Source organism: Nostoc sp., from assembly GCF_036919615.1.
Lineage (GTDB): Bacteria > Cyanobacteriota > Cyanobacteriia > Cyanobacteriales > Nostocaceae > Nostoc.
Window position 1 is genome coordinate 72,742 of record NZ_JBALCN010000005.1, and the last position, 24,486, is coordinate 97,227.

The following is a 24,486-nucleotide window of genomic DNA, read 5'->3' on the forward strand; positions in this document are numbered from 1 at the left end:
TTATTCTTCTGCTACGCCCCTTGACCGAAGAGGCAGGGGAGCAGGGGGAGAAAGATTCTGGAATTCGCCTGTCAAAAGGATCTCAGTTTACGCTGTATTTCTTTTGACTTTTGACTTTTGAATGAGTGACTTTTGACTTCCGCCTTGCGGTGCTAGCCTCTGAATAATTGGTGTAAACTTTTCAATAATTCTCTGGCCGTATAGGGTTTTGATAAAACTGCTTGCACATGAGCATCAGTAGCTTGAGCAAAAACTTCCATTGAGTTCAATCCGCTACAGGCAATAATTTGAACCTGCTTATTCATTTTTTGCAAGGTGCGAATAGCAGTGATTCCATCCATCTCCGGCATCATTATATCCATCAATACGGCATTGATTTGATGCTTGTGTTGGGCATAGAGTGCGATCGCCTCTATGCCATCACTGGCAGTGAGTATCTTATAGTTATGGTTTTCTAGAATGATTGTGGCAATCTCACAAATTTGAGCTTCATCATCTACAACTAAAATCAATTCTCCCTGTCCTGGGAGTAGATCCGGCTCTTGTTTGGTGAACGCTTGGGTTGCTTCCACTGCTGGTAAGAATAGGTCAAATTTGCTGCCTCCACCAACATTGCTAGACACTTTGATAAAACCGTCGTGGCTTCTAATGATGCCAACCACTGTTGAAAGTCCGAGTCCCGTTCCTGCATTGATGTCTTTTGTAGTAAAAAATGGCTCAAAAATTCTATCTAATATGTCTGGTGGTATCCCAATTCCGTTATCAGCAACGGTAATCACAATATAATGCCCAACTTTGGCATCGAGATTCATTCGGGTATAAGCTTCATCAATAAACTTATTTTCCGCAGAAATTTTGATCTTGCCGCCATCTGGTAAAGCATCACGGGCATTTACTACCAAATTCATCAACACTTGATGCAGTTGTGTGGTGTCCCCAGCGATCGCCCACAAGTCTTCTGAGATAACCGTGGAAAATTCAATATATTTGGGAAATGTCTGTTTACCAATTTGGATAATTTCTGAAATCAGGTACTTGACTTGGATAATTGTCCGCTCTTCTTGAAATCCTCGCGCAAAGGATAAGACTTGCTTTACTAAAGCTGCTCCGCGTTTGGCGTTGCTTTCTATAAGTGCCATCAATTGCCCAGAATGCTCCTCGTCTTGGAAAAAGTTTCCCTGTAGCAATTGAGCTGCTGCCAAAATTGGTGTCAATATATTGTTCAAGTCGTGGGCAATACCACCTGCAAGGGTACCAAGGCTTTCCAAGCGCTGAGTGCGAAAAAACTGCTCTTCAAGTTGTTTCTTTTCGGTAATGTCAGTGTCAACAGTAAGGATAGATTTGGGTTCTCCCTCAGGATCACACATCAATGTCCAGCGGCTTTCCACAACAATTTTATTACCGGATTTTGTAACTTTAGATAACTCACCTTGCCAAGAGCCACTCTCAATTACGCTTTTTAGCGGTACTTTCAGTTGTTGAGTTCCTGCTGGGTACAAAATCTCCTGGAGGTCTTTTCCTATAACCTCTGTAGAAAGCCAACCGTACATCCGCTCTGCACCTTTATTCCAGAATAAGGTTTGAGACTGAAAATCTCGAACTAATATGGCGTCGGTGGCGATATCAAGTAGAGCGGCTTGTTCGGAGATTTTTTGTTCCGCCAGCTTGCGCTCGGTGATATCTCTATTTGTGCCGATCATCCTGATCACCTCACCAATTTCATTATAGTAGACCTGAGCTTTGCAGTTTAACCAGTGTAGGCTGCCGTCAGGCCAGACAACTCGATAATCTGTAGTTTCCCTTCCTTCGGCAATCATGCGAGGTATACTCGCAGCCACAGATTCGTGGTCTTCTGGATGGATTAAATTAAGATAGCCTTCTATGGTTGGACACAAGGTACCGCTCGGCAGACCATAAAGTGGCCCCATATTGGCAGACCACATACTAGTATTGGCGTTCAGGTTGCGATCCCATATACCCATTTCGCCAGCTTCCAAAGCTAAACTCAATCGCGCTTCACTTTCTTGCAGTGACTCTTCGGCCAGTTTGCGCTCGGTGATATCTTCGCTAATGCCACCATAGTAGTCAACTTTTCCTTGCTGATCATAGACAGCAAAGCCTCGATTCCAAATCCAGCGCACCGATCCATCAGATGGCAAAATCCGATATTCTGCTGAGATAAATTGACTACCACTAAGCAGTTGCTCAATTTGTTGGGTGGCGCAATCGCGATCGTCTGGATGAACATTGTCTAGCCAAGAATCTGGGTGTTCAAGCAGAGTCTGGGGAGAGTAACCCCAAATTGTCTCATAAGCAGGACTAATGTACAAGGGCTGGAATGAATCTGCGCTACTAATCCAGATAACTGCGTGGCTGTTTTCGGCAAAAGTACGAAATTTCTTCTCGCTTTGGCGCAGTGCAACTTCTGCAAGTTGGCGTTCGTGTAGCGCTGCTTGCTGTTCAGTAATATCTCTACCTACCCCTTGTATTTCAACAAGCTCTCCTTTGTGATCATGAATTGTGATCGTATTCCATTGAAACCAGCGGATACCATTGACTGTGAATTCACGTCGCTCACGATTAGTCAAGGTAGGGAATGAAGATCCTAAAGTTGTCATATCTTCCATCAATTCAGGCAAATCATCTGGATGAAGGAACTGGAAAAATGACTGACCACAAAACTCATCTTGTTTCCAGCCAAAGGTTTGACAAGCAGCCAGATTAGCAAAGGTAATCTGGCCTTGCAAATCAATGCGGATAATTATGTCAGTTTGGCTTTCTACGAGTTGGCAATAAAGGTTTTCGCTTTGCCGTAATGCTGCCTCAGCGCGTTGGCGTTCAGTAATTTCTTGTTGCAAAAGGACGTTGGACATAACAAGTTCTGCTGTCCGTATTGCCACTCGTTTTTCTAACTCCTCGTAAGCTTGGTGCAGTGCTTCCTTTGCCTGTTGGCGGTCGCTAATATCGCAGAGTAACCAGCGCCAGCCAACTTGCTTACCCTCTGAATCGTACATGGCAGCGGCTCTGATACTAGCCGGAAAAGTTTTACCTTCCCGTGGTTTTAGGTAAACTTCCCACTCCTGTTCCTGCTGCCTATTATTTAGTCGAATGGTAAAAGCCTGGTGATCTTGTTGAGCAATAAATAAAATTAATGGTTTGTTTACCAAATATTTTTGGCGGACAGCCAGCAAGGTTGCTGCTGCTCGGTTAGCCTCTTGGATAGTACCTGCTGCATCAGTTACCAAGTAACCATCTGGAGCGAACTCAAACAAATTCTGGTAACGCTGGCGCTCCAATTCTACTAGCTCACGGGCAACGGCCAACTCTTCGTTTTGTTCACGCAGTTCTTCTTCCACTACCTGGAGTTCTTCGAGGGCTTGCTGAAGTTCCTGATTAACTTGCATGATTTCAGCCGATTGTGCCTCAACCCAGAGCTTTAGGTGATTTTGAGTTTGGCAGCGGACTCGCTCTATCTCAATTGGCTGATTAATCTGCCTGAATTCATCTGCGGGTTTTTGTAAATATTGCTGCAAGCCTTCGACGACCCCAACCATTTTTATCATGTCAAAGGCTTGTAGCAAGCTAGTCTGGGTGACAATTCCTAGTAATTGTCTGCGATCGTCCAAAACAGGCAAATAGTGAGTCTGATGCTGACGTAATAACGATAAAGCGATGAAAATATCCTGAGAATCTGATTGTCTAAGGGTGACGACTGGCTGCGTCATTACTTCAGCTATTGTCATCGTGGATAAGTCCATTCCAGAAGCTATAAGCTTAACTACGTCTTTCTCTGTAAAAATACCCAATAGAATTGTCCCTTCAGTAACTAAGATACACCCAGTTAATGGTTGACTTTCAGGGTTTAAATCTAATGAGGAATTTAAACTGCTAGGTACATAATTAGTACATCTTTCCTGACTCATCAAGACAATAGCTTCGACTACAAAACTATCAGGGTTAATCGTTAATGGCGAACGATTAATAACATGATTTAAGCTAGGTAAGTTAATCAGCTGATCGTTTAATCGCATAGTTAATTCGTCAATTATAATGATTTTATTGATATCAGGACGAAGTAGCAGAAGCTAAAGAAAGTAAACTGTTGAAAATCATAAATTACTCTACTGTCAGATAAAATCAAGCAAATATATTGATAAATACCACCTATAAATCTTACAAGACCTAATACAGGGGACACAATGCAAGTTAGTCACTAAGTTAGGAAGTAAATAGAATTTTACAGTTGCCAAAATCATTCTATTGTCAAATTAGAGATAGATGATCTGTTATCTTAAGAGATTACCTTAATTGATAGTCTTGGTAGTCTTAGTAGTCTTATTAGTGTGAAATCTTTGCAATTAATTGATAAGTGAAAATATTAAACCCTTGCTCCTGAACGTCGCCAGGAGGTTCGTGCTTTCGGCTTTCTTGATAAACATCCAGCAAGACTTTCAAGAAACAAGGCAGGAGGTAAGCCAGGTGCTAATCCCAATTCTGACTTTTCCCGTTAAGTCGTGAAACAACGAAATAGTAAAAGTTTCATACTATGTGTTATTCTCAACAAATTAATTTTAATGACAATAAATTGCGAGAGAATAGGGCTTTAGCCTAGGGGTATAGTAAGCGTAGACGTAGCCCATCGTAGACATCGCTCCATCAAGAAGATAACGGGAAAAGTCAAATACCAATTCTGTATGAAGATGCGCCATATATGAGGAATAAACCGCATTCACGCAGCCTCTCCTTGGCGCAGCCTCTCGTAGAGAAGAGTTGGACACAAAGAAAGAAATAAGAAGCCAAGAAAATTTGACGCAGCTTCACAAAGAAATGGGATAATAGCGGGTTTCCTGACTAACTTGTACTCCTTCCCTACGGAACGCTCCGCGAACAAAGAAGCAAGTAGTAAGTAGCAAGCTTACTGAGGAGAAGCGACTGAAACCTCGTTTCCAGTCATAGGCTGGAAATGCTGCACCTGGCGGCTCTGCCGCAAGTCTTGAGGCAAAGCCTCCCATAGGCATTCCCAGTCGGAGACTTCTTCTTGAGGCAATCTCTCAAAGCTCAGTCTAGACTGGTTTTTATGTTAAGTTGACACCAATGCACCTTCCTCTCCCTCTCCCTCTCACCTTTAACAGAAAAATATTGCTACGCTTATGGTGGTTCTCTCCTCTTTTCAACCACCTAACCCATCCATCAAGATTTATTACTTTAATAATCTATTATTTATAACCCCCGACCTAATTCGAGGGTTTTTAGTACTGAAAAATTAATTTGTAATTTTGATTTTATTGGAATCCTGCTAATAGGGTTCAGCTTCTAAATACAGCCTCAATCTTCTTCCCACGATTCGTGATTCAGTAAGTCGATAATTCTATCTCTGAGTAGGAATTCGTTTTTTTCTAACTCCAGTTCAAAATTAACCCAGTCACGATGAAGAATATATTTACAGAGGGTATAAATTGGTTGCTGACGGTTAACAAGTCCTTTTTTAACAAGTTGAAATGCTTCTTCCTTAATAACCTCAATGCCGTATTTAACTGTAGTGTTCATAGGTCGTTACTTTGTTTTCAATCAAGGAATTAAGAATCAAAACAATAGTTGCTTTGACTAGCAATTTTAGATTGGAGAAAAGCCGATAACGCTGCGCTATCAGAACCAAGTACCCTTGTGATCTTTTTCAATCCAAAATCCAAAATCCAAAATCGATTGACTCTCCCTTAAACTTATCAAATAAAATTGGCTAAAATTATGAAGAATCAAGACATTAGAGGCTATCTCTAAAGAAATGTAAAGAGAGTAAAGTAAGGCGATCACTAGAAATGAAAATTGATTTTGAAGCAATAGAGTAGTGGTCTAAACAATGACACACAAAGCGTATTCAAGTGATGTAAATGATGCAGAATGGGTAATTATAGAGCCTTTGCTTCCCGGTTCACAACCCATTGGTCGTCGCCGTTAAGTAAATTTACGAGAAATCATCAATGGAATTTTCTACGTTCTGCACGAGGGATGTACGTGGCGTGCATTGTCACATGACTTACCAGCTTGGCAAACCGTTTATAACTATTTTCGCCATTGGCAACGTTTAGGGGTGTGGCAAAGAATTCACACACAATTACGACACCAGGTTCGTGAAAGCATGAATAAAAAAGAAGATCCAACTGCTGCGATCATTGATAGTCAATCAGTGAAGACCGCAGAAAAAAAAGGGAGATATATGGTTATGACGGTGGAAAACAAGTAAAGGGACGTAAACGCTTTATTCTTGTTGATACTTTAGGACTAGTGCTAGCAGTTATCGTCACAGAAGCTAATTGTCCAGAACGTTTAGGAGGTGCAGCCGTCGTCATGGAAGCCGCAGAAGCCACTCTTGATTTAGTTGTCCTGAAGAGTTGATAAAGGCTTTAGTGGTAAGAACATTGAGCGCGTGATTCAGCAATTATGTAATGCCAAAGTTGATGTGATTTGTCGTACTCAGCCGGGATTTCAAGTATTGTCTAAGCGATGGATTGTCGAACGTACATTTGCGTGGTGGAACCAATACCGTCGCCTTAGCAAGGATTATGAACTTTTACCAAAAATGAGCGAATCTATAATTTATACAGTCATGATTCGTTTAATGTTGAAACGACTGGCAAAGTCTTCTTTGATTACTTCATAATCATTTACAAACAGCCTCTAATATTTATTTTTATTAATTTTATTTTTTAATTCATCTAATTGTTCTCCTAGTTCTTTAAAATCCGTTTGTTCTCCTAGCTGTTTCAAGTCGAGCGTTTTTAATTGGCTAACCATTTTTTGCCTTTCCAAAAAATCATATATTTCAAACATGAGGAATCTAAATTTAAATAGGCACAGAAACAACATCTAGAGTTTCACTGTCTTTAAAGATTTCTAAAATATATCCTGGCTCTTGCTGAGTTTTAGTAGGACGCAGATGATCCAACACAACCCCTCTATCGCCAGCTTTTACAGGACTATTAGGAATATTGTGCTTCAGTTCTACCCACTGAAATAAACTAGCTGTTGTCATTGCTTAATTTTTTCGTGGACTATCAGTTAAGCATAGATAGTACGCAAAGAGTCTAATTCATTAGTATCAGTTACAACTTTACGTAATGTTTCACTGAAATAGAAAACTTCATAGTTGGGTGCAAGTTCTTTTTGCAGTCGCTTCCACAAGCTAATTCCTTCTGCTTCAAAAGCCATTTTAGCCTCTAAACTGGGAAAACCTGAAGAATTAGGATCTTCCCAGTTTAACTTTGCATCATAAACTTCTGCCCATTTTTCCAAACGGCTAATAGTTTCTTGACTTAATGGCATTATCTCTGGATCAATATCTCCAGCTTTATCGGAACTAGTCCACCATAGCGGGTAGCATCCATAATCAGCCATGAGTTTGATTTTTTCTGCCATAGTCACTTCACCGAATTATGAGGAAGTTCTGGGATTAGCGCCCACTATATATCCATTATCGCTTACAGTCACACAGATGTATTGGGTTTTGCCATTAAAATTAACTTCATAAATAGTGCGAGTTTTTTTTCTTCCTTGATAACCAATTATTTTACCTTGGGTCACTGCGGTGATAATTGCATCTGATATCTGGTTTGGCTCGATTTCCTGATCTGCAAACTCTAAAGAATGTTCTTCCAATATATGTTGCAGTCCTGCTTCCGCATTTCCCTCTTCTAAAAATATGATTTTGCCATCAGTTTGTTTGGCAATCCGCACAATTTTCTCAGGACTGTGTTTAATGCCAGCATCAAGGAGCGCCGCAAGTAATGCCGCTGTGTCTTGATTCATATTTAATTGGGTTATTTTAAATAATAATTTATATAATAAATTTAATATTATCTCAGACTCAATTTGCTTCTCAAGCCTTTTAGTGAATAGAATTAAGGGGTAAAGATCCTCAACAAATCCTTACCCCTTAATCTTCTCAATCAACCTTCAAATCTACGCGCCTACAGCCTCCTTGGCAGCGTACAACACCTCAGCGTTGATTTCCTTGAAACCGCGATCGCGCGCAAATTTCTCAGTATTACGCTTCACTTTCCCGCGAACAAATCCAGGAATTTTGTTCAATTCTGCTTGACCATCTTTTGTCCAATTCAAATCAGAATCAGCAGAAATTCCCCTAGTAATTACTTCTTTGGTATCATGACCACCGAAGATTTCTAACAGGTGATCTTCCATTCCTAAAGTGAAGGAATTGTAGATCAAATCTGTAATCTGATTAGTACCTTCGTAACCCATAAATGGTTTGTAACCAATGGGGAAGTTTTGGACGTGGATTGGTGCAGCAATTACGCCGCAGGGAATATCTAAGCGCTTACCGACGTGGCGTTCCATTTGAGTGCCGAAAATGGCAGAGGGTTCCACACGAGCGATCGCATCCCCAATTGCACCATGATCTTCGGAGATTAGCACTTCATCACAATACTCGCTAACCTGTTCGCGGAACCAGTCTGCATCATATTTGCAGTAGGTTCCAGCCCAAACAACATGAATCCCCATTTCTCGCGCCAGAATCTTGGTGATGGCGGCGGCGTGGGTGTTGTCACCAAAAACCACAGCTTTTTTGCCGGTCAAGTTTTGACAGTCAATTGAACGAGAGAACCAAGCAGCCTGAGAGACATACAGGGTTTGTTCATTGATGAAGTCTTCGTAGTCAACTTCTGCACCTTGAGCGTTAATTACCTGCTGAATCTTGCGAATACAACGGGCAGTTTCCACTACACCCATTGGAGTAATGTCTATATAAGGTGTGCCGAATTGTTCTTCCAGGTAACGAGCTGTGGTTAAACCGAGTTCACGGTAAGGCACCAGGTTAAACCAGGCTTTGGACATCTTTTTCAAGTCATTCACCGAAGCACCTTCGGGAATTAAGGTATTTACCTCAATCCCCAAGTCAGCCATCAACCGTTTCAGTTCGGTGCAGTCGTGATTATTGTGGAAACCAAGGGTGGTAGTACCGATAATGTTAACCGAAGGCTTCGCAGTTTTGCCCTCTGCCAATTCGCCCCGCTTCCGGGCTTTTTCTATATAGTATTGGACGATTTGATCGAGAGTGCGATCGGCTGCTTGCAGTTCGTTGTAGCGGTAGTGGTTCACATCCGCCAGCATTACGTCTCCTTTTGCTTCCAACTGCGCCCGTTCGACAAAGTTGTGCAAGTCTTCTTGCAAAATGCTGGAAGTACAGGTGGGAGTTAACACAATCAGATCCGGGTGTTCCTCGGCATCTTTGCGGGTGATGTTATCAACCACCTTCTCTTGGGAACCACGTGCCAAAACGTTGCGGTCAACAACACTGGTTGTCACTGGAGTAAAATCCCTCTCCCGCGATAGCATGGAGCGCATGACGTTAAAGTAGTCATCGCCAATGGGGGCGTGCATGATCGCATGAACGTTTTTAAAAGAACTAGCGATTCGCAGAGTGCCGATGTGGGCTGGCCCAGCATACATCCAGTAAGCCAATTTCATGTTTGTGTTCTCCCTTTTCAACAGAAATAACACGGAGTCCGATAAAAGTGGACTATAAGTGCTTGATTATTATTAAATCGTTTCTGATTGTCTCAAAACTTGTATCCCTAATGAAGTGAAGAGTTGTAAGGGTTTTACCTGCGGTGCGTAGGCGTAGGCATCACCCAAACCTAGTTACTGATTGGGATCTAGCTTCTGATTTTAACAATATGACTGTTGTTTTATTTAAATAAATCTTAATTTTTCGGTAAATTTGTTTTCAATTTGGGGTGATGCATTGGACACCAGTATCAAATTTATAAAAGTTACCTACAAATTCTCCACAATAATTTTCTTCGGACAATGATGACGCTATTTTATTGATGCTGTTTATACCCGCACTTAACTATCGTCAGTTTTGGGATATTTTTTATTTGGAAGTCGCTTTGACAAAAGTGATTTTTCCGATATCTTCAGACCGTGCTTTTGACATCACAGCTCGGATATAATCATTTTTACCGTTGGTATAAGCCTCGCGATCGCTCCGAAAACTTGCCGCCAATTCACGTTTTAGAGCTTCATATCGTTTCGCCTCTTCAGGATGTCTTCTCAGATAGTCGCAAAATAGCTTGCGTTCCCAAAATTCACTCTTCACCTCGACTATGTGAACATGATGAGTCCGTTGCTTTCCGTATGGCGGCATTCCTTTTACAAAAAACATCCGTCCAGGATATGGATCTTCATGCCAATAAACGTATCCCAAAGATTCTAATCTCGGAACAGCAGATTTTGCATCTACTAAGGAACGTACTCCTACCATGATGTCAATAACTGGTTTAGCTGCCATTCCTGGGACTGCCATACTGCCAATATGTTCAATTTCCCCAACTAAGTCATTGCCTAGTGCCTGCCAAATATGCTCGGCTTCTTGTGCAAATAAGGTCTGCCACCGTGGGTCATATTCGACTATATTTACTTCATCCATCGGTGAAATTAATTTTATCTATTGCTAAAGTAGTTGGTTAAATCCTTTATTTAATTGCCATTAGAGCAATTTTTATAGTATATAATAATGGATCGTGTCGAATCAAAGCTAGACCATGCCTAAACTAAAGACTCGTAAAGCTGCGGCAAAGCGATTCCGTGCCACCGGTACCGGCAAAATCGTCCGTCGTAAAGCGTTCAAAAGCCACCTTTTAGAGCACAAATCTTCTGACAAAAAGCGTAGCATGCGTCAGAGTACACTTGTACATGAACGCGATGAACTTAACGTGCGCTTGATGCTCCCATATTTGTAAGTATTTTAGGAAATAAGTTATGACTCGGGTAAAACGCGGTAATGTAGCTCGGAAGCGCCGCAACAAAATTCTCAAACTAGCTAAGGGTTTTCGCGGTTCCCACTCAACTCTGTTTAGAACTGCTAACCAACAAGTGATGAAGGCACTACGGAGTGCCTACCGCGATCGCAAAAAGAAAAAGCGCGATTTTCGTCGCCTTTGGATCACTCGCATCAACGCTGCTTCAAGGCAACACGGCTTGAGCTACAGCCAGTTGATCGGTAACTTGAAAAAAGCTGATATCCAACTAAATCGCAAGATGTTGGCGCAATTGGCAGTCCTAGATCCAGCTAGCTTCGGCAAAGTTGCTGAATTGGCAAATCAAGCTAAAGGATAAAGGTGGCAACGGATGGATAACAGATGTAACAGATGTCAAGTAATTACTCGGTTACATCTAGTATTATCCGCCACTATTTTTTGGATTTTTTGCTTTTGCATAGTGGGGACAGGATTAACTGCATCTGCCGCCGAAATGCCAGAAATTCAGCAGCGGGGCTATTTAACTGTTGCAGTTAAAGATAACTTGCGTCCCTTGGGATTTAAAGATGCCAGTGGCAATTTGCAAGGCTTGGAAATAGACTTGGCACAACGCTTGGCAACTGATTTGGTTGGGAAAGCAGAGGCTGTCAAATTGAAACCAGTAGCGAATCGCGATCGCCTGTCTGTAGTGTTAGACAAGAAAGTTGATTTTGCGATCGCTAGGGTAACAGCAACCTCCTCACGCGCCCGCATAGTTAGTTTCAGTGTTCCTTACTATTTGGATGGCACTGTATTAGTTACAAAAGATGCCTCTATCCAGCAGTTGAGTGATTTGGCAAAACAAAAAATTGCCGTACTGAATAACTCCAGCACGATTGCAAAAGTGCGGTTCTATGTGCCAAATGCCGAGTTAGTAGGAGCAAATTCCTATGACGAAGCGCGAGAGGAAATAGAAAGTAATGCCGCCGTAGCCTTTGCCGCAGATGCTAGCGTTCTGAGCGGTTGGGTGCAACAATATCCCCAATATCGGCTACTACCAACTAAGCTATCAACTGAACCCTTGTCTGTAGTTATGCCCAAGGGATTGCAGTACGATGAATTAAGACGAAATGTAAATCAAGCGATCGCTCGTTACTTAGAAGAAGGTTGGCTCCAGCAACGCTCTCAATATTGGGGTTTACCATAAGAGACGCGATTAATCACGTCTGTACAGGAGTTTGGAATTAAGATCATTATCTTTATCTGCCTTATCCCCAATAAGCTAATAATAGATTACAGAAGCAACTTTTAATATTTATATTTGCAGCAATGGATAACAGTCTAGCCGTTGTTTATCTCTCAATTTTGGTGGTAATACTCACAATTGCAGCCGTGGGTGTTTTTCGCCAGATTTTCAAAACTCGCAAGATTGAAGGCTCCTTTGCAAGATTGCGAAAGAAGTTAGAAAAAGAAAAGGGTACGACTCAAGAATATTATGAGTTAGCCAGTATTTATTCAGACAAAAAAATGTATTCCCAAGCGATCGCGCTGTTTCAAAAAGCTCTCAAAGCTGCCGATGAAGAGGAAGAAAAAAATATTGCCCCTATTTACAACGGTCTAGGTTATGTTTATTTTACCCAAGAGCAATATGACTTAGCAATTCGTCAGTATAAAGAAGCCTTAAAATCTAAACCAGACTACGTAACAGGGTTGAATAACCTCGGTCACGCTTACGAGAAAAAAAAGTTAACTACTCAGGCGTTACAAAGTTACGAAGAAGCACTAAAATTTGCTCCAAATAACTCTATCGCTAAACGCCGGGCTGAATCTTTACGCCGTTTGGTTTCTGCGTAAATTAAGAACTAACAAGAACAGCCCCTTCCGTACTAGCGTTGGGGAGTAAGATTCAAAGGAGAGAGAGGAATGGAAGTGAAGTCAGTGTGTATTGTATACAAACGAAAAGCGCTATAGTCTCCAGTCCCCCCAACTATTAGCAAATTAATTTAGCTTTAGCTTGCTTAATTTATCGGGTTTCAGGCTTCGGCTTAGAAATAGATAACTATACGTCTTTTGTAAGAATGTAAAAGATGATTAAGCGGCTAAGGCGTTTTTTGTGGCTAGCTATTCCCATTATTGTCGTCATTTCTCTCTCGCTTGGATTAATGGGGAAATTAATGGCTCAACAGCCTTCGATTTCCCATCCTCTCACTTCACTAACAGAGGCAGAAATTAGCACAGCTGTTTCGGTGATCAAAAGAGAAAAAACTTTGAGCGAAATGGCAGCTTTTCCACTGATCACTTTACAAGAACCAGATAAAGAAGAAGTTCTGAAATTTATACCTGGTAAAGTCTTCCAGCGAAAAGCTTTTTTGGTAATCTATGAGCGATCGCAAAACAAAACCTTTGAGGGAATTGTTGATCTAACAAGCAAAAGCTTAAGTTCTTGGAAAGAAATACCGTCTGTCCAACCTGCGATCGTCAATTCAGAATATGAACTGGCAATTCAGGTAGTCAAAGCCGATCCCCGATGGCAAAAAGCGATGCAAAGGCGGGGAATTACTGATTTCGATCAAGTCAAAATCAGTTCGTGGGCACCAGGAATCTTGAGTCAACAGGAAGAAGCAACAGGTAATCGTTTTTGTCGGAGCTTATCTTACTACAAGGGTAAAAGCTGGAACTATTATGGTAGCCCGATTGAAGGAGTCGTAGCAACAGTCAATTTGAACACGGGTAAAATCGCCAGTTTTGTTGACAGAGGAAATGTACCTTTCTCTAAGGAAAACTGGAACTACGATGTAAAGTCCTTGGGCAAATTACTTTCACCACTTAAAACGTTAAAGATTCTCCAACCAAATGGTGCAAATTTCCAGATCAAAGACAATGAAATTAGCTGGCAAGGTTGGAAGTTTCGCTATTTAATGCATCCTCGGAATGGATTAATGCTGTACCAAGTGATGCACAAAGACGGGGAAAATATCCGACCAGTTTTATACCGCGCTAGCCTATCGGAGATGGTAGTTCCTTACGGCGATCCTGAGCCTAGTTGGTCATTTAGGAATGCCTTTGATGTTGGAGAATATAACCTTGGTTTGCTAGCAAATACAATGGAGTTAAGTAAGGAAATTCCCGAAAACGGCCTGTTGCTAAATGCAGTATTTGCTAATGAGCAGGGAGAACCTTATGTAATGCCAGGGGTTATCGGTATCTACGAGCGCGATAACGGAATGCTTTGGAAGCACTATGAGTATAATTCTCAGCGCAATGATGTCCGTCGCAGTCGAGAACTAGTCATGACGATGACTGCGGCCATTGATAACTATGATTACAGCCTCAATTGGATCTTTCACCAGGATGGGACTTTGGAAGTCCAAAATGAATTAACGGGTATCGTACTGGCGCAGGGAACGGCTGCCCAAAAGCAATCTGAAGATAATTCCTATGGTCAGCTAATCACTAAGAATATCTTTGGAGTAAATCACCAACACTTTTTCAACTACCGCCTAGATTTCGATGTAGATGGTCAAGCTAATTCTGTGATGGAAATGAATGTGAAAGCTTTGCCGATGGATGAGAAAAATCCTTTAGGAAATGCGATCGCACTTGCAGAAACCCCACTAACAAAAGAAACTGCTGCTGTGCGTGATTTAGATATGAAAAGCAGTCGGGAATGGATGATTGTTAGTGCAGACAAAAAGAATACTTTAGGGGCTGCACCTGGATATATGCTAATGCCTGGTGGAAACTCCATATTTTTCCCAGTGGAAGGCTCGAAAATTCGTCAACGAGCAGAATTTGCGACTCACCACGTCTGGGTAACAAAATATAAATCTGCTGAACTCTATGCTGGGGGAGATTATCCAAACCAGACTCAGCCCGGACAGGGTTTGCCAAAATATATTGCAGACGATGAGTCCTTGATGGGTGAAGATATCGTACTGTGGTACACAATGGGCATAACTCATATTCCGCGATCGGAAGATTGGCCTGTGATGCCTGTTCATCAAGTTGGATTTAAGATAGTCCCTAGAGGATTCTTTAGTCGTAATCCCGCCATCAATTTGCCTGAGCCGATACATGTAAACTAGTCTTTTTCTTGTTCCCCAGCTCCCATATTGCTCTTTGCAGGTAGCAAAACACTCGCTTGAAGAGACTTTCAATGTCCCTCACCCCGTAAATTACCCGAACAAGCTCGACTCCACCAGAGATAGGGTGTAAAGGAGCAATACTGCGTAGGTTTTGCCTAAAAAATAAGAAATGTGTCGGTTGGGTTGAGGAACGTAGCAAGATCCCGCAGGGTAACCCAACATTTTCCAGGGTTTGTTGGGTAACACGAATGTTCAACCTAACCGACAAATTTTCTTAACCGAGCAGTATTAGGTAAAGCAGGATGGCAGCCGCTATACCGTGAAAAATCAGAAAGTAGTTGGAGCAAGGTTAAAATAATTCCTAATTAATAATTACGAATTAGTTAATTCGCTGCTGTTTGGGCTTCTTGATAAATTATTTCTTGAAACTGAATCATATCTTTTTGTGGATCGGCGTGGCTAACTTTCACTAATATCTGTTCGCCTAAGTTCACAGAACGTTTGAAAGTCATTGGCAACTGCAAGCCCAAATCTTCTAACAAAATTAGGGCTAAGTTGCTGTCTTCTCGCAGCCACATCAACACTGTCACATCCCAAGTTTCCTCTGGATGACGGCGTAAATACTCTAGAGCATAATATCTATTAGTTTGCCGTTCCACCATCGTCACCTCTTGGGTGACGGCGGTGACAGTCATCATTACTTCTTTTAATTGTTCTGCAGAAAATGGCAGAACTTCACCCCGCAAATGGGCTTTAAGTTGAAAGTGGGTGAGTAAGTCACTATAGCGGCGGATGGGAGAGGTTGCTTGAGTGTAGGTATCCAAGCCCAAACCAGCATGACGCAAAGGCGTAATGCTCATTTCACTCTTGGGCATACAACGACGCATAGCGCAAGCGCGAACGAATCCGGCTGGAAGTAGGAGCAATTCTTCATCTGGAGGTAATTCTGGTTGTGGTTGACCACGAAAGGGCAAAGGTATGTTATTAGCTTTACCATAACGAGCCGCAACTTCACCGGCAAGAATCATCATTTCCGCTACTAGTTGCCGCGATGGAGAATCGTCCAAAATGTCAATGTTGATCTCGTCACCTTTGACTTTGATCGTCGCTTCCGGCATAGTGATGCTAATTGCCCCTTGGGCGTAACGCCAAGCTTTGCGCCGCTGTGCCCAAGTGGCGATCGCAGCAATTTCTGGTTCTGCTTGTACCCGTAATTGCAGCATTTCATCTACATCTTCGTAGGTGAGGCGATAAGTCGGCTTAATCAAGCTGGTATGAATGCTGTAATCTTCTACTACCCCAGTTGTACCTAAAACAATCCCGAAACTGAGGGCGCAACAAATCCGTCCCTGGATCAGACTCATTGGCCCAGTTGCCAATACTTCTGGGAACATGGGAATCATCCCCGTAGGTAAATAGACTGTGCTACCCCGCTTTCTGGCTTCCAAATCTAATTCATCTTCCGGCACTAACCATCTAGTAGGATCGGCAATATGCACCCATAGGCGTTCCTGTCCATCGGGGAGTACTTCCCAACTCAGACCATCGTCGATCTCTGTGGTAGTTTCATCATCAATGGTATAGACCTTCAGGTGAGTCAGATCCAGGCGGTTTGTATCTGAGTCAATCGGCGGGAAATCCAAACGCTGTTGCGCCACTTCTAATACCTTATTAGGAAACTGAATCGGAATTGAAGAACGACGCAGGAACAAGTTTTCATAAGGACTCCAGTAACCCAAATCCACCAACAGTTGAAAGGCTCCTTGGGGTGTTGTGGGCCGTCCCAGCATGGTCATAGTTTCTAATACTGGAGCGCTGGGCGGATAAGCGCGAGCCAAGGAGTCATAATTTACCCCCGTCCGCACAGTGTCAGCAATCAGCGCTGCGTATTTTTCTAGTCCTTCTAAGCGCTGGCGATCGTGGCGGCCCCACTCTACCACTTCACCTTTGAGCGCCTGCTCTACACGAATTAAAAATTCCTGCTGTCCCTTAGCTTTTAGTGCCTCTACTTCCAGTTGGTGCTTGCGTTCTGCCACCTGAGCAGCAGTTCGCGGCTCGTAAGCGTCTCCTTTTTGCTTGAAATAAAGTTTATCGTCTGATAACAAGCAATGGGCGGCGTAACAATGAGGCGCGGCTAATTCTGAAAATAGCAGATTCGCCATTTGATCTGGGGTGACAGTTTCCCCATCTTCAAATAGTAATTCCCAAGCTACTTCCAAGCTAGATGGATCTAAATAAGGCTTGACTTGCTCCAAAAAGCTGGTGATCTCAGAGGGCTTGTAAGTCTCTTTAGTAACTGTATAGGTTATTTGTCTAGGCGCGAGGCTGTGGGATTGACCACGTTCGTCTACCACAAACCAGCGGGTTTTACCGTCTGGACGTTCTACGATGCCCAGACGGCGATCGCCTTGAACCCTAAATTCAACTAGCGTCCCCTTCTCCACAACTCTCGCACTTTAATTTGGTGAACAGTTTAAATAGTTTTAAGTTAGAAGTTAGAAGTTTTGATTCTTAACTCCGTACAGACGCGATTAATCGCGTCTCTACTCATCACTCTTTTTAGCCTTCTGCATTGATAAATGGCAACAAAGCCACAATCCGCGAACGTTTAATTGCTAATGTCAACTCTCGCTGTTGCTGAGATGTTAGCCCAGTAATCCGACGTGGCAGTATCTTACCCCGCTCGGTGACAAACTTACGCAATAAATCAACATCTTTATAATCGATTGGTTCTCCTGGTTTGATCGGAGAAAGGCGACGACGGAAATAACTCATCTCTACTTAATTTCCTTGTGAACGGTATGTTTGTTGCAGTGGGTGCAGAACTTTTTCAGTTCTAGCCGATTTGTAGTGTTGCGGCGATTCTTGGTACTGGTATAACGTGAAACACCAGCAGAACGCTTGTTTGAATTTGTCCGACATTCGGTACACTCTAGTGTCACAATAATGCGGGCACCTTTACTCTTAGCCATAATCTTACAAACAGTAAAGCCTGAAGAGAATTAACACAAATGACTATCTTCTCACATTCCGCCGCATATTTTCAACTAATCTTTTGATTTTTATATCGAGCGAGTAGCCACGACGCGACGAAACGATGAAAGTTCCACAATAGCGATCGTGTAAAGCCTGCCGCATCTGAGCATCAGACAAGGCAGTACCACAATCAATTGCTAGGGGAAGTATTAGCAGTATAGCAGTGGGATTGGCTCTAATATTGCTCAGGGCAATTGACACTAAAAGGGCGCCCAAGCCGATGATCGCTTCTCGCTTCAACAGTGAGGGCAAATCTGGAATTCTGCTCATTACTTGCCCATCTTCAACTGACAACACCTTTAAATCGAACGCCCAACGCCCTAAACTTTGCCCTTGATTGTTATATACCAACAGCACCCGCAAAACCAGCCAAAGTATTACGAAAACTAAGATTTCAACAAATTGAATCCCGATATCGCTGCTTCCCAGTAGGGAACTGACTAACCAGACAGCAAGGAAATCAAGCCCCAATGCCATACTTCGCCGCCCAATATCAGCCTTGGGATAGTGTTTTTGGGGAACTCGTTCGATTGTCATACAAAACAGGTATTTTTATTTAGGGGTTGGGAAATAATGATTGCTCCTGTTTTTAATATTAAGGTCAGGATTGAGGTACTTGCTGGGCTTTTAACAAACAAAAACCAGCCAACAGAAATTTGTGTAACTGCTAACTGCATGACTCAAGAAACACCTCAACGATGTCAAAGTAGTATCAACTTATAAGCTATAGAGGTACTTTCATCACCAACATCAGCGTGATTTTCCTCTGATTTTTGCTGATAATACTGTGGCAGATAGGGATTTATGATCAACTACCGAACTCATCTCTGGCATTTCTTGCCGACAATCGAGACAAAACCAGTAAATTTTACTACTGCGAACATGACGCAATAGTTTTCCATTACAGCAAGGGCAGTGACTCATATTTAAATTAATTATTAGCGTTGTTAAATTTAGGAATCAAATATTCTTTGTACCTATCTTGCTTGCGAGTCCCTTTCTCTTACGGTAACGCTACACGTAGCTTGCTTCCTCGTAGGGGTACGGAGAACTTAGATAGCCACTCTGCAACAGACACTTTGCACTTTTGCGTGAAACTGTCAAAAGCATTATGAGTATATTAAAAATATATCTCAATAAGCTAAAAGTCATGAAATATAATTATTGACATTAAAAGCAACAATTATCTTGATCTTGTTAGCCTCATTTAACTTTGATGGATTTGGTTAAATCAGAAAAACATGTGTGACAATGAATCTCACACAAGAAAAGCTGATATTGGATTTGATAGCATTTATATAAAAATAATCTAACCAATAATTTGATTTATTGCGATAATGTCCAATAATTATAACATCTGGCGATCGCCTATGGTGGGGCACAGCCCATCGCAATAATCCACTTAGAGACACTTTCTGCAAAGCGGTACAAAGTACAGGCCAGTGCCATTTCGCATCTCTAATATTGAACTGGTTGTAGTATTCCTCCCTATTGCTAGGCTTTCTTAAACCCCAGATTTGGATTTTATAGACTTGCCCTGGCTTTGACGCCTAAAATATACAAAGCTTCTACGCTATTACCCTGACACTTAATATCTGCCATCACAGCTTCATAAGCCGCTAAATTACCTTCAATTCCGCTTAAAATAGCCCATTTATTCATATTTTTTGGAAACGCAGAGGTAGACGCTTTGCGGCTTGCCGTTCGTGTAGCGTCTTTGAAGGAGAAGGCTACGCAAAGTCAGCGCAAAGGTACGCAGAGGAAGAAAAATTACCTTGTACAAACATGAGTTGGGTCATCCGCCCGTTCTGCATACTCCAACCCATGCATTAAACGCCAAGCAAAAATTGCAGGCAAACCTTTTTCAATAATTGCCGCACAGGTTTTCTGGTAGTCGTAAGGTACTTCCCGCAGTTTGACTTCTTGACTATCCGTATCATAAATTACATAAGTAGCATTCGGTTTGTCCATTCCGGGTAACACTTAGGAATTGTGGCTTAGGATATTTGTTCATAAAGTTACTAACTGTTACTTTACAGAGATTAAGGTAAAAAGTCGGAGACGATCGCTATGTTATCAGTCAGCGATGCAGAAGCAATTATTTTAAATTTAGTACAACCGTTGGATCATCAACGGGATACAGAAGTTGTAGATTTATTGACAGCAGATAGTCGGATTTTGGCAGTGCCTGTCACCAGTCCGTTAGATTTTCCCCATTGGGATAATTCGGCAATGGATGGCTACGCAGTTCGCTACGAAGATGTACAGTACTCTAGCAGCGAAAAACCAGCTGTTTTAGAAATTGTTGAAAATATTCCGGCTGGGTATCAACCCAAGTCTACGATTCAACCAGGGCAAGCAGCAAGGATTTTCACAGGTGCGGTGATCCCAGCAGGTGCGGATACTGTAGTCATGCAAGAGAAAACACGTCGGGAAGAAAACCGCGTATTTATCCTGGCTGCACCAAAACCGCAAGAATTTATCAGACACAAAGCATCTTTTTATCAAGCTGGAACACAACTACTACCAGCAGGAATTAAGTTAAATGCCCCAGAAATTGCCGTATTGGCAGCAGCACAATGTCCGCAATTAAGTGTTTACCGCCGTCCACGTGTGGCAATTTTTTCCACTGGTGATGAGTTGATGACAGTTGATCAACCGTTGCAACCAGGGCAAATTGTGGATTCTAATCAGTATGCGCTGGCAGCTTTAGTGAGACAAAGTGGTGCAGAACCGTTAATTTTAGGCATTGTGAAAGATGATCCAGTTGCTCTGGAGAAAGTCATTGCCCACGCCGTTGCGATCGCTGATATAGTTGTCTCTTCTGGTGGTGTCTCAGTGGGAGATTATGATTATGTTGACAAAATTCTAGAGTCATTAGAAGCAAAAATCCACATTCGGGCTGTGGAAATGAGGCCAGGAAAACCCCTCACTGTCGCCACTTTCCCCAGTAGAGACGCGATTAATCGCGTCTCTACCCACTCAGCCCTCTATTTTGGTTTACCAGGAAACCCTGCATCTGTTTTGGTGACATTTTGGCGGTTTGTGCTACCAGCAATCAAGAAACTTTCGGGAATTACTGAAGGTTGGGAAGCAGTATTTTTGAAAGCGCGATCACATGATGAGTTGCGATCGGATGGCAAGCGTGAAACTTACCTTTGGGGTAAATTGCATTTAATTAATGGAGTTTACGAATTTCACAAAGCGGGTGGTAGTCATAGTTCTGGCAATTTAATTAATTTAGCTCAAACCAATGCTTTAGCTGTTCTACCTGTGGATAAAACATTAATTTCCCCACAACAAGAGGTGCAAGTTTTGAAAATCGATAGCTGAAGTAGTATTCCCCTTCCCTACTAGGGAAAGGGGCTAGTACCGCAAGGCAGAAGTCAAAAGTCAAAATGAATACAGCATAAGCGTTTTGTTGATTTGGAATAGGTTGTTTATTTCCGCCGCGCTGTACTAAAGGGTTATATCTGGTGTTGGTTTTCCATATGAGGTGAAAAGTCAGGAGTATTTGAGCGTCACTACGAATTAGTAATTAGTTAAAATAACTGCTCAAAACCCTCAATCAAGCTGTTAACTTCCTCAAGGGTGTTGTAATGCACCATACTCACCCGGACTATTCCACCTTGCGAGGCTAACCCCAGGTATTCAATCAGCCGTTTAGCATAAAAGTCACCGTAGCGAATCCCAATGTAATGTTGGTCAATTTTTGCTGGAATGGTCGAGCTATTGATTCCATCTACCACAAAAGATATAGTTGGTACACGGGATTGGCGGTCAGCCTTTGATTGACCAATCACTCGGACATTAGACTTGCTGTTGAGGTAGTTTAGAAGGCGATCGCTAATTTTTTCTTCATGTATGCTAATTAAATCAAATGCCTGCACCATTTGATTTCTCAAATCAGGTGCAGTTTGATTGCCGTAGTGCAGTTGTGCTAACTCACTTAGATAATCACATAAACCCAGCATTCCATAACTTAATTCAAAATTGACATTCCCTAACTGAAATTTATAAGGTATATCTATCTGTTCAATAAAATAATGGTTAAGGCCAGGCAATCTTAATAAATGTTCTTCTTTACCATAAAGTAAGGCATGATGTGGTCCATAGACTTTATAACAACTCAAAGCATAGAAATCAACATCCAAATCTTGGACATCAACTAATCTGTGGGGTGCATAAGCTACACCATCCACACAAATCATCGCACCGCGATCGTGCACAAATGCAGCAATTTCTTTGATCGGGTTGATGGTTCCCAAAACATTAGAAGCATGAGTCAAGGCTACTAGTTTGGTGCGCTGACTCATTAATGGTTCTAAATCTGCTAAATGAAGTTCCAAGGTCTCTGGGCGAATTTGCCACACCTTAACCTTCATTGCTTGTTTTTCAAGAGCGACCCAAGCACCAATATTAGCCTCATGGTCACAATTAGTAACAATAATTTCATCACCAGGGGTGAAGGTTTGACTTAGACAAATTGAGAGAACTTTCAACATCATTGTAGTAGATGGCCCCATGACCACTTCTTTAGAAGAATTAGCGTTAATCAAAGTAGCCATTCCCCTAGTTGCTAGAGCCAATCTTTCTCCTGCAAGTTGGGAAACGGCATAAGAAGCTCCCGGCTGGACATCAGAACTCAGGAGAAATTCGCTAATTCTATCTACTACTTTTTTCAGAGTTTGTGACCCGCCAGCATTATCAAAAAAAGTCCATTCACCAGCTAAGGCAGGAAAATATTGACGAACTTTATCAAGATTCAAGAGCATGGTGAAGTCCTCTAAAGAATGTTCTTTACCCTAACCTACCTTTTGGCAAGTCGCACAGAGAGCATCTACATTCTCTTTTGGTGTTTACAGCTTCTTGTGTCAGCCTTCTTGCTTTACAAGAATCTCTCTAAAGGGGGTATACGTAGCGACCCAAAGAGTATCTTACTGACATATCTAACTTCCAGCAAGGGTTAAGAGGCTGTTTGTAAATGATTATGAAGTAATCGAAGAAGACTTTGCCAGTCGTTTCAACATTAAACGAATCATGACTGTATAAATTATAGATTCGCTCATTTCTGGTAAAAGTTCATAATCCTTGCTAAGGCGACGGTATTGGTTGTGAACCGGGAAGCAAAGGCTCTATAATTACCCATTCTGCATCATTTACATCACTTGAATACGCTTTGTGTATCATTGTTTAGACCACTACTCTATTGCTTCAAAATCAATTTTCATTTGTAGTGCTCGCCTTACTTTACTCTCTTTACATTTCTTTAGAGACAGCCTCTTATAAAGAAATAGAATTACAAAATAAAAAAACGAAAAATACAAAAATCTTCTTAAGAAGAATAGTAAATGTAAAAATTTATTTTCCAAGGATTTTGAGAATGCTGTTTCTCATACTAAAGGATGCTTCGTAGAACATTATGATGTGCTTTCAAGCCGATTAATAAAACTTAATTCTGTACGTGAACAGGATGAAGAGAAGATTAATAAAAGATACGGGTTTTTGTATAAGTATTTATCCAATTTTGTCCATATAAGTCCCTATTCCATTTCTCAACCTTCAAACTCTATTTCAATAGATGATTTTAAAAAAGTCATTCTTTCTATTATATTTTATTTGAATATTGCAAATGAAGACATATTAGATACTTTTCCAGAGCTAGAAGAAGAAATACAAGTGGAAAGCAATTATCCTGATATTTTTAAAGGATTAGAAGAATTTATTCAATTTCTGAGATGTCATATTATCAACTAATCTTGATTCAAACTGAAGCATATAAACCGATCTAAATAAAGCAATATATGGCGAACTTAATCCAGTGATTCTAATTTTAGTTACTTTTATTACATTGATGAAAGAACGCTCGCACCTCTAACCAGTCAAGCTATTATCTTCTATAAAGCCTACAGCATTAGGAAATATCCCACCATGTCCAACCAGATAAACTTGACTGATGCTTGTAACAACCTAGCCGAACTCTGCGCTCAAGTAATTGAAGATAGAGAAGTGGTAATTATTACCCGATAAGAAGGCGAAAGCGTCGCCCTAATTGCTGTTGATGAACTAGATAGTTTACTAATAATATCTCATTTACTTCGTTCACCTAAAAATGCAGTCCGTCTGTTAACTGCTTTGGAAAGAGCAAAAGCTAGAACTTTAAAACCTCAAAATATTAACGAACTACCTCAGGAGTTGGGTGTTGACGAAGAAAAAGAAGGATGAAACCTAACCCCAGGAAAATAAAGTTCGAGATGCTGTATTTCATCCAGAATTTCGGGAAGACCTCGGCTATTGGGTAGAGACAAACCGAAAAACTGCACTTCGCGCTTTTAACTTGGTTGAAGCGATTATGCGAGATCCTTTTACAGTTATTGGGAAACCTGAACCATTGAAATACTTAGATTCAGATGCTTGGTCACGGCGACTTACTCAAGAACACCGGATTGTTTATCTAGTAAGTGATGACCGAATTGATTTTCTTCAAGCTCGATATCACTACTGAAATAGCACATATCTACAAGCCACTGTGCGTCTACTATTCCTAACAAAGCTTGTCTTGCAAAATGTTACCATATAGCGATGCTTGCTGCAACCCCTGAGGCGAT

General features: G+C 41.6%; 20 protein-coding genes and 5 pseudogenes. 9 read left to right on the forward strand and 16 right to left on the reverse strand.

Annotation, left to right across the window (positions count from 1 at the left end):
- Positions 1 to 152: 152 nt before the first annotated feature.
- The 3 genes from V7K48_RS02205 to V7K48_RS02215 all read right to left on the reverse strand — a co-directional run bounded on the left by V7K48_RS02205 (position 153) and on the right by V7K48_RS02215 (position 5,547).
- Complete coding sequence (locus V7K48_RS02205) at positions 153 to 4,031, reverse strand: PAS domain S-box protein (RefSeq protein WP_335069185.1); 3,879 nt, start codon at positions 4,029 to 4,031, stop codon at positions 153 to 155.
- A gap of 786 nt (positions 4,032 to 4,817) precedes the next feature.
- A complete protein-coding gene (locus tag V7K48_RS02210) occupies positions 4,818 to 5,012 on the reverse strand; it encodes a hypothetical protein (protein WP_335069187.1) in 195 nt (64 codons plus the stop codon).
- A gap of 313 nt (positions 5,013 to 5,325) precedes the next feature.
- On the reverse strand, positions 5,326 to 5,547 hold the full coding sequence (locus tag V7K48_RS02215) for a DUF4327 family protein (RefSeq protein WP_335069189.1): 222 nt from the start codon (positions 5,545 to 5,547) through the stop codon (positions 5,326 to 5,328).
- Positions 5,548 to 5,857: 310 nt separating this feature from the next.
- Here V7K48_RS02215 and V7K48_RS02220 point away from each other — a divergent pair.
- Positions 5,858 to 6,658: pseudogene (locus V7K48_RS02220) on the forward strand (IS5 family transposase).
- 183 nt (positions 6,659 to 6,841) lie between these two features.
- On the opposite strand, the gene V7K48_RS02225 reads toward V7K48_RS02220, so the two are convergent.
- From V7K48_RS02225 to V7K48_RS02245, 5 genes are all read right to left on the reverse strand, one after another.
- Positions 6,842 to 7,030, reverse strand: coding sequence for a hypothetical protein (locus V7K48_RS02225; protein WP_335069191.1), 189 nt, complete (start codon positions 7,028 to 7,030; stop codon positions 6,842 to 6,844).
- A 26-nt stretch (positions 7,031 to 7,056) separates the two neighbouring features.
- Positions 7,057 to 7,413 carry a hypothetical protein gene (locus V7K48_RS02230; protein ID WP_335069193.1) on the reverse strand — a complete coding sequence of 119 codons (357 nt, stop codon included), beginning with the start codon at positions 7,411 to 7,413 and terminating at the stop codon, positions 7,057 to 7,059.
- A 15-nt stretch (positions 7,414 to 7,428) separates the two neighbouring features.
- Positions 7,429 to 7,803, reverse strand: a complete 375-nt coding sequence (locus V7K48_RS02235; protein ID WP_335069194.1) for a hypothetical protein — start codon at positions 7,801 to 7,803, stop codon at positions 7,429 to 7,431.
- 153 nt (positions 7,804 to 7,956) lie between these two features.
- A complete protein-coding gene (gene bchB / locus V7K48_RS02240) occupies positions 7,957 to 9,483 on the reverse strand; it encodes a ferredoxin:protochlorophyllide reductase (ATP-dependent) subunit B (RefSeq protein WP_334972859.1) in 1,527 nt (508 codons plus the stop codon).
- Between the two features lie 409 nt (positions 9,484 to 9,892).
- Positions 9,893 to 10,447, reverse strand: coding sequence for a GrpB family protein (locus V7K48_RS02245; protein WP_335069196.1), 555 nt, complete (start codon positions 10,445 to 10,447; stop codon positions 9,893 to 9,895).
- A 115-nt stretch (positions 10,448 to 10,562) separates the two neighbouring features.
- Between V7K48_RS02245 and rpmI the strand changes: the two genes are divergently transcribed.
- From rpmI to V7K48_RS02270, 5 genes are all read left to right on the forward strand, one after another.
- Positions 10,563 to 10,760, forward strand: a complete 198-nt coding sequence (gene rpmI / locus V7K48_RS02250) for a 50S ribosomal protein L35 (protein WP_335069198.1) — start codon at positions 10,563 to 10,565, stop codon at positions 10,758 to 10,760.
- Positions 10,761 to 10,779: 19 nt separating this feature from the next.
- The gene (gene rplT, locus V7K48_RS02255; RefSeq protein ID WP_069069781.1) at positions 10,780 to 11,136 is read left to right on the forward strand and encodes a 50S ribosomal protein L20; all 357 of its coding nucleotides are present in this window, start codon (positions 10,780 to 10,782) and stop codon (positions 11,134 to 11,136) included.
- 12 nt (positions 11,137 to 11,148) lie between these two features.
- The gene (locus V7K48_RS02260; protein ID WP_335069200.1) at positions 11,149 to 11,964 is read left to right on the forward strand and encodes a transporter substrate-binding domain-containing protein; all 816 of its coding nucleotides are present in this window, start codon (positions 11,149 to 11,151) and stop codon (positions 11,962 to 11,964) included.
- Between the two features lie 122 nt (positions 11,965 to 12,086).
- Positions 12,087 to 12,611: a tetratricopeptide repeat protein gene (locus V7K48_RS02265; protein WP_335069202.1), complete on the forward strand. Its 525-nt coding sequence runs from the start codon at positions 12,087 to 12,089 to the stop codon at positions 12,609 to 12,611.
- A gap of 233 nt (positions 12,612 to 12,844) precedes the next feature.
- Positions 12,845 to 14,842 (forward strand): primary-amine oxidase, encoded by a 1,998-nt coding sequence (locus V7K48_RS02270; RefSeq protein WP_335069204.1) that lies wholly within the window; start codon positions 12,845 to 12,847, stop codon positions 14,840 to 14,842.
- Between the two features lie 383 nt (positions 14,843 to 15,225).
- On the opposite strand, the gene V7K48_RS02275 is transcribed toward V7K48_RS02270, so the two are convergent.
- The 6 genes and pseudogenes from V7K48_RS02275 to V7K48_RS02300 form a co-directional block, all read right to left on the reverse strand.
- Positions 15,226 to 17,286 carry a ribonuclease catalytic domain-containing protein gene (locus tag V7K48_RS02275; RefSeq protein ID WP_335069206.1) on the reverse strand — a complete coding sequence of 687 codons (2,061 nt, stop codon included), beginning with the start codon at positions 17,284 to 17,286 and terminating at the stop codon, positions 15,226 to 15,228.
- Positions 17,287 to 17,401: 115 nt separating this feature from the next.
- Complete coding sequence (gene rpsR / locus V7K48_RS02280; protein ID WP_012411240.1) at positions 17,402 to 17,617, reverse strand: 30S ribosomal protein S18; 216 nt, start codon at positions 17,615 to 17,617, stop codon at positions 17,402 to 17,404.
- Positions 17,618 to 17,619: 2 nt separating this feature from the next.
- A complete protein-coding gene (gene rpmG, locus V7K48_RS02285; protein WP_196524501.1) occupies positions 17,620 to 17,814 on the reverse strand; it encodes a 50S ribosomal protein L33 in 195 nt (64 codons plus the stop codon).
- A 43-nt stretch (positions 17,815 to 17,857) separates the two neighbouring features.
- Entirely contained in the window at positions 17,858 to 18,415 is a 558-nt protein-coding gene (locus V7K48_RS02290; RefSeq protein WP_335069208.1) for an RDD family protein, read from the reverse strand.
- A gap of 1,011 nt (positions 18,416 to 19,426) precedes the next feature.
- Positions 19,427 to 19,540 (reverse strand): annotated as a pseudogene (locus V7K48_RS02295) (metallophosphatase); the annotation flags it as partial.
- 108 nt (positions 19,541 to 19,648) lie between these two features.
- Positions 19,649 to 19,855, reverse strand: a pseudogene (locus tag V7K48_RS02300) (metallophosphoesterase family protein); the annotation flags it as partial.
- A gap of 93 nt (positions 19,856 to 19,948) precedes the next feature.
- Here V7K48_RS02300 and V7K48_RS02305 point away from each other — a divergent pair.
- Positions 19,949 to 21,211: a molybdopterin molybdotransferase MoeA gene (locus V7K48_RS02305; RefSeq protein WP_335069210.1), complete on the forward strand. Its 1,263-nt coding sequence runs from the start codon at positions 19,949 to 19,951 to the stop codon at positions 21,209 to 21,211.
- Positions 21,212 to 21,420: 209 nt separating this feature from the next.
- On the opposite strand, the gene V7K48_RS02310 is transcribed toward V7K48_RS02305, so the two are convergent.
- Positions 21,421 to 22,653, reverse strand: a complete 1,233-nt coding sequence (locus V7K48_RS02310; protein WP_335069213.1) for a cysteine desulfurase-like protein — start codon at positions 22,651 to 22,653, stop codon at positions 21,421 to 21,423.
- 213 nt (positions 22,654 to 22,866) lie between these two features.
- Positions 22,867 to 22,992 (reverse strand): annotated as a pseudogene (locus V7K48_RS02315) (IS5/IS1182 family transposase); the annotation flags it as partial.
- Positions 22,993 to 23,305: 313 nt separating this feature from the next.
- Here V7K48_RS02315 and V7K48_RS02320 point away from each other — a divergent pair.
- Positions 23,306 to 23,635 carry a hypothetical protein gene (locus V7K48_RS02320; RefSeq protein WP_335069215.1) on the forward strand — a complete coding sequence of 110 codons (330 nt, stop codon included), beginning with the start codon at positions 23,306 to 23,308 and terminating at the stop codon, positions 23,633 to 23,635.
- Positions 23,636 to 24,077: 442 nt separating this feature from the next.
- A pseudogene (locus V7K48_RS02325) lies at positions 24,078 to 24,383 on the forward strand (Txe/YoeB family addiction module toxin).
- The last annotated feature ends 103 nt before the right edge of the window (positions 24,384 to 24,486 follow it).

Coding starts and splice junctions, on each gene's coding strand:
- rpmI (WP_335069198.1), top strand. CDS start 10,563: ATGCCTAAACTAAAGACTCGTAAAGCTGCGGCAAAGCGATTCCGTGCC.
- V7K48_RS02290 (WP_335069208.1), bottom strand. CDS start 18,415: ATGACAATCGAACGAGTTCCCCAAAAACACTATCCCAAGGCTGATATT.
- bchB (WP_334972859.1), bottom strand. CDS start 9,483: ATGAAATTGGCTTACTGGATGTATGCTGGGCCAGCCCACATCGGCACT.
- rplT (WP_069069781.1), top strand. CDS start 10,780: ATGACTCGGGTAAAACGCGGTAATGTAGCTCGGAAGCGCCGCAACAAA.
- V7K48_RS02245 (WP_335069196.1), bottom strand. CDS start 10,447: ATGGATGAAGTAAATATAGTCGAATATGACCCACGGTGGCAGACCTTA.
- rpmG (WP_196524501.1), bottom strand. CDS start 17,814: ATGGCTAAGAGTAAAGGTGCCCGCATTATTGTGACACTAGAGTGTACC.
- V7K48_RS02230 (WP_335069193.1), bottom strand. CDS start 7,413: ATGGCAGAAAAAATCAAACTCATGGCTGATTATGGATGCTACCCGCTA.
- rpsR (WP_012411240.1), bottom strand. CDS start 17,617: ATGAGTTATTTCCGTCGTCGCCTTTCTCCGATCAAACCAGGAGAACCA.
- V7K48_RS02265 (WP_335069202.1), top strand. CDS start 12,087: ATGGATAACAGTCTAGCCGTTGTTTATCTCTCAATTTTGGTGGTAATA.
- V7K48_RS02260 (WP_335069200.1), top strand. CDS start 11,149: ATGGATAACAGATGTAACAGATGTCAAGTAATTACTCGGTTACATCTA.
- V7K48_RS02225 (WP_335069191.1), bottom strand. CDS start 7,030: ATGACAACAGCTAGTTTATTTCAGTGGGTAGAACTGAAGCACAATATT.
- V7K48_RS02210 (WP_335069187.1), bottom strand. CDS start 5,012: ATGGGAGGCTTTGCCTCAAGACTTGCGGCAGAGCCGCCAGGTGCAGCA.
- V7K48_RS02305 (WP_335069210.1), top strand. CDS start 19,949: ATGTTATCAGTCAGCGATGCAGAAGCAATTATTTTAAATTTAGTACAA.
- V7K48_RS02205 (WP_335069185.1), bottom strand. CDS start 4,031: ATGCGATTAAACGATCAGCTGATTAACTTACCTAGCTTAAATCATGTT.
- V7K48_RS02215 (WP_335069189.1), bottom strand. CDS start 5,547: ATGAACACTACAGTTAAATACGGCATTGAGGTTATTAAGGAAGAAGCA.
- V7K48_RS02270 (WP_335069204.1), top strand. CDS start 12,845: ATGATTAAGCGGCTAAGGCGTTTTTTGTGGCTAGCTATTCCCATTATT.
- V7K48_RS02310 (WP_335069213.1), bottom strand. CDS start 22,653: ATGCTCTTGAATCTTGATAAAGTTCGTCAATATTTTCCTGCCTTAGCT.
- V7K48_RS02235 (WP_335069194.1), bottom strand. CDS start 7,803: ATGAATCAAGACACAGCGGCATTACTTGCGGCGCTCCTTGATGCTGGC.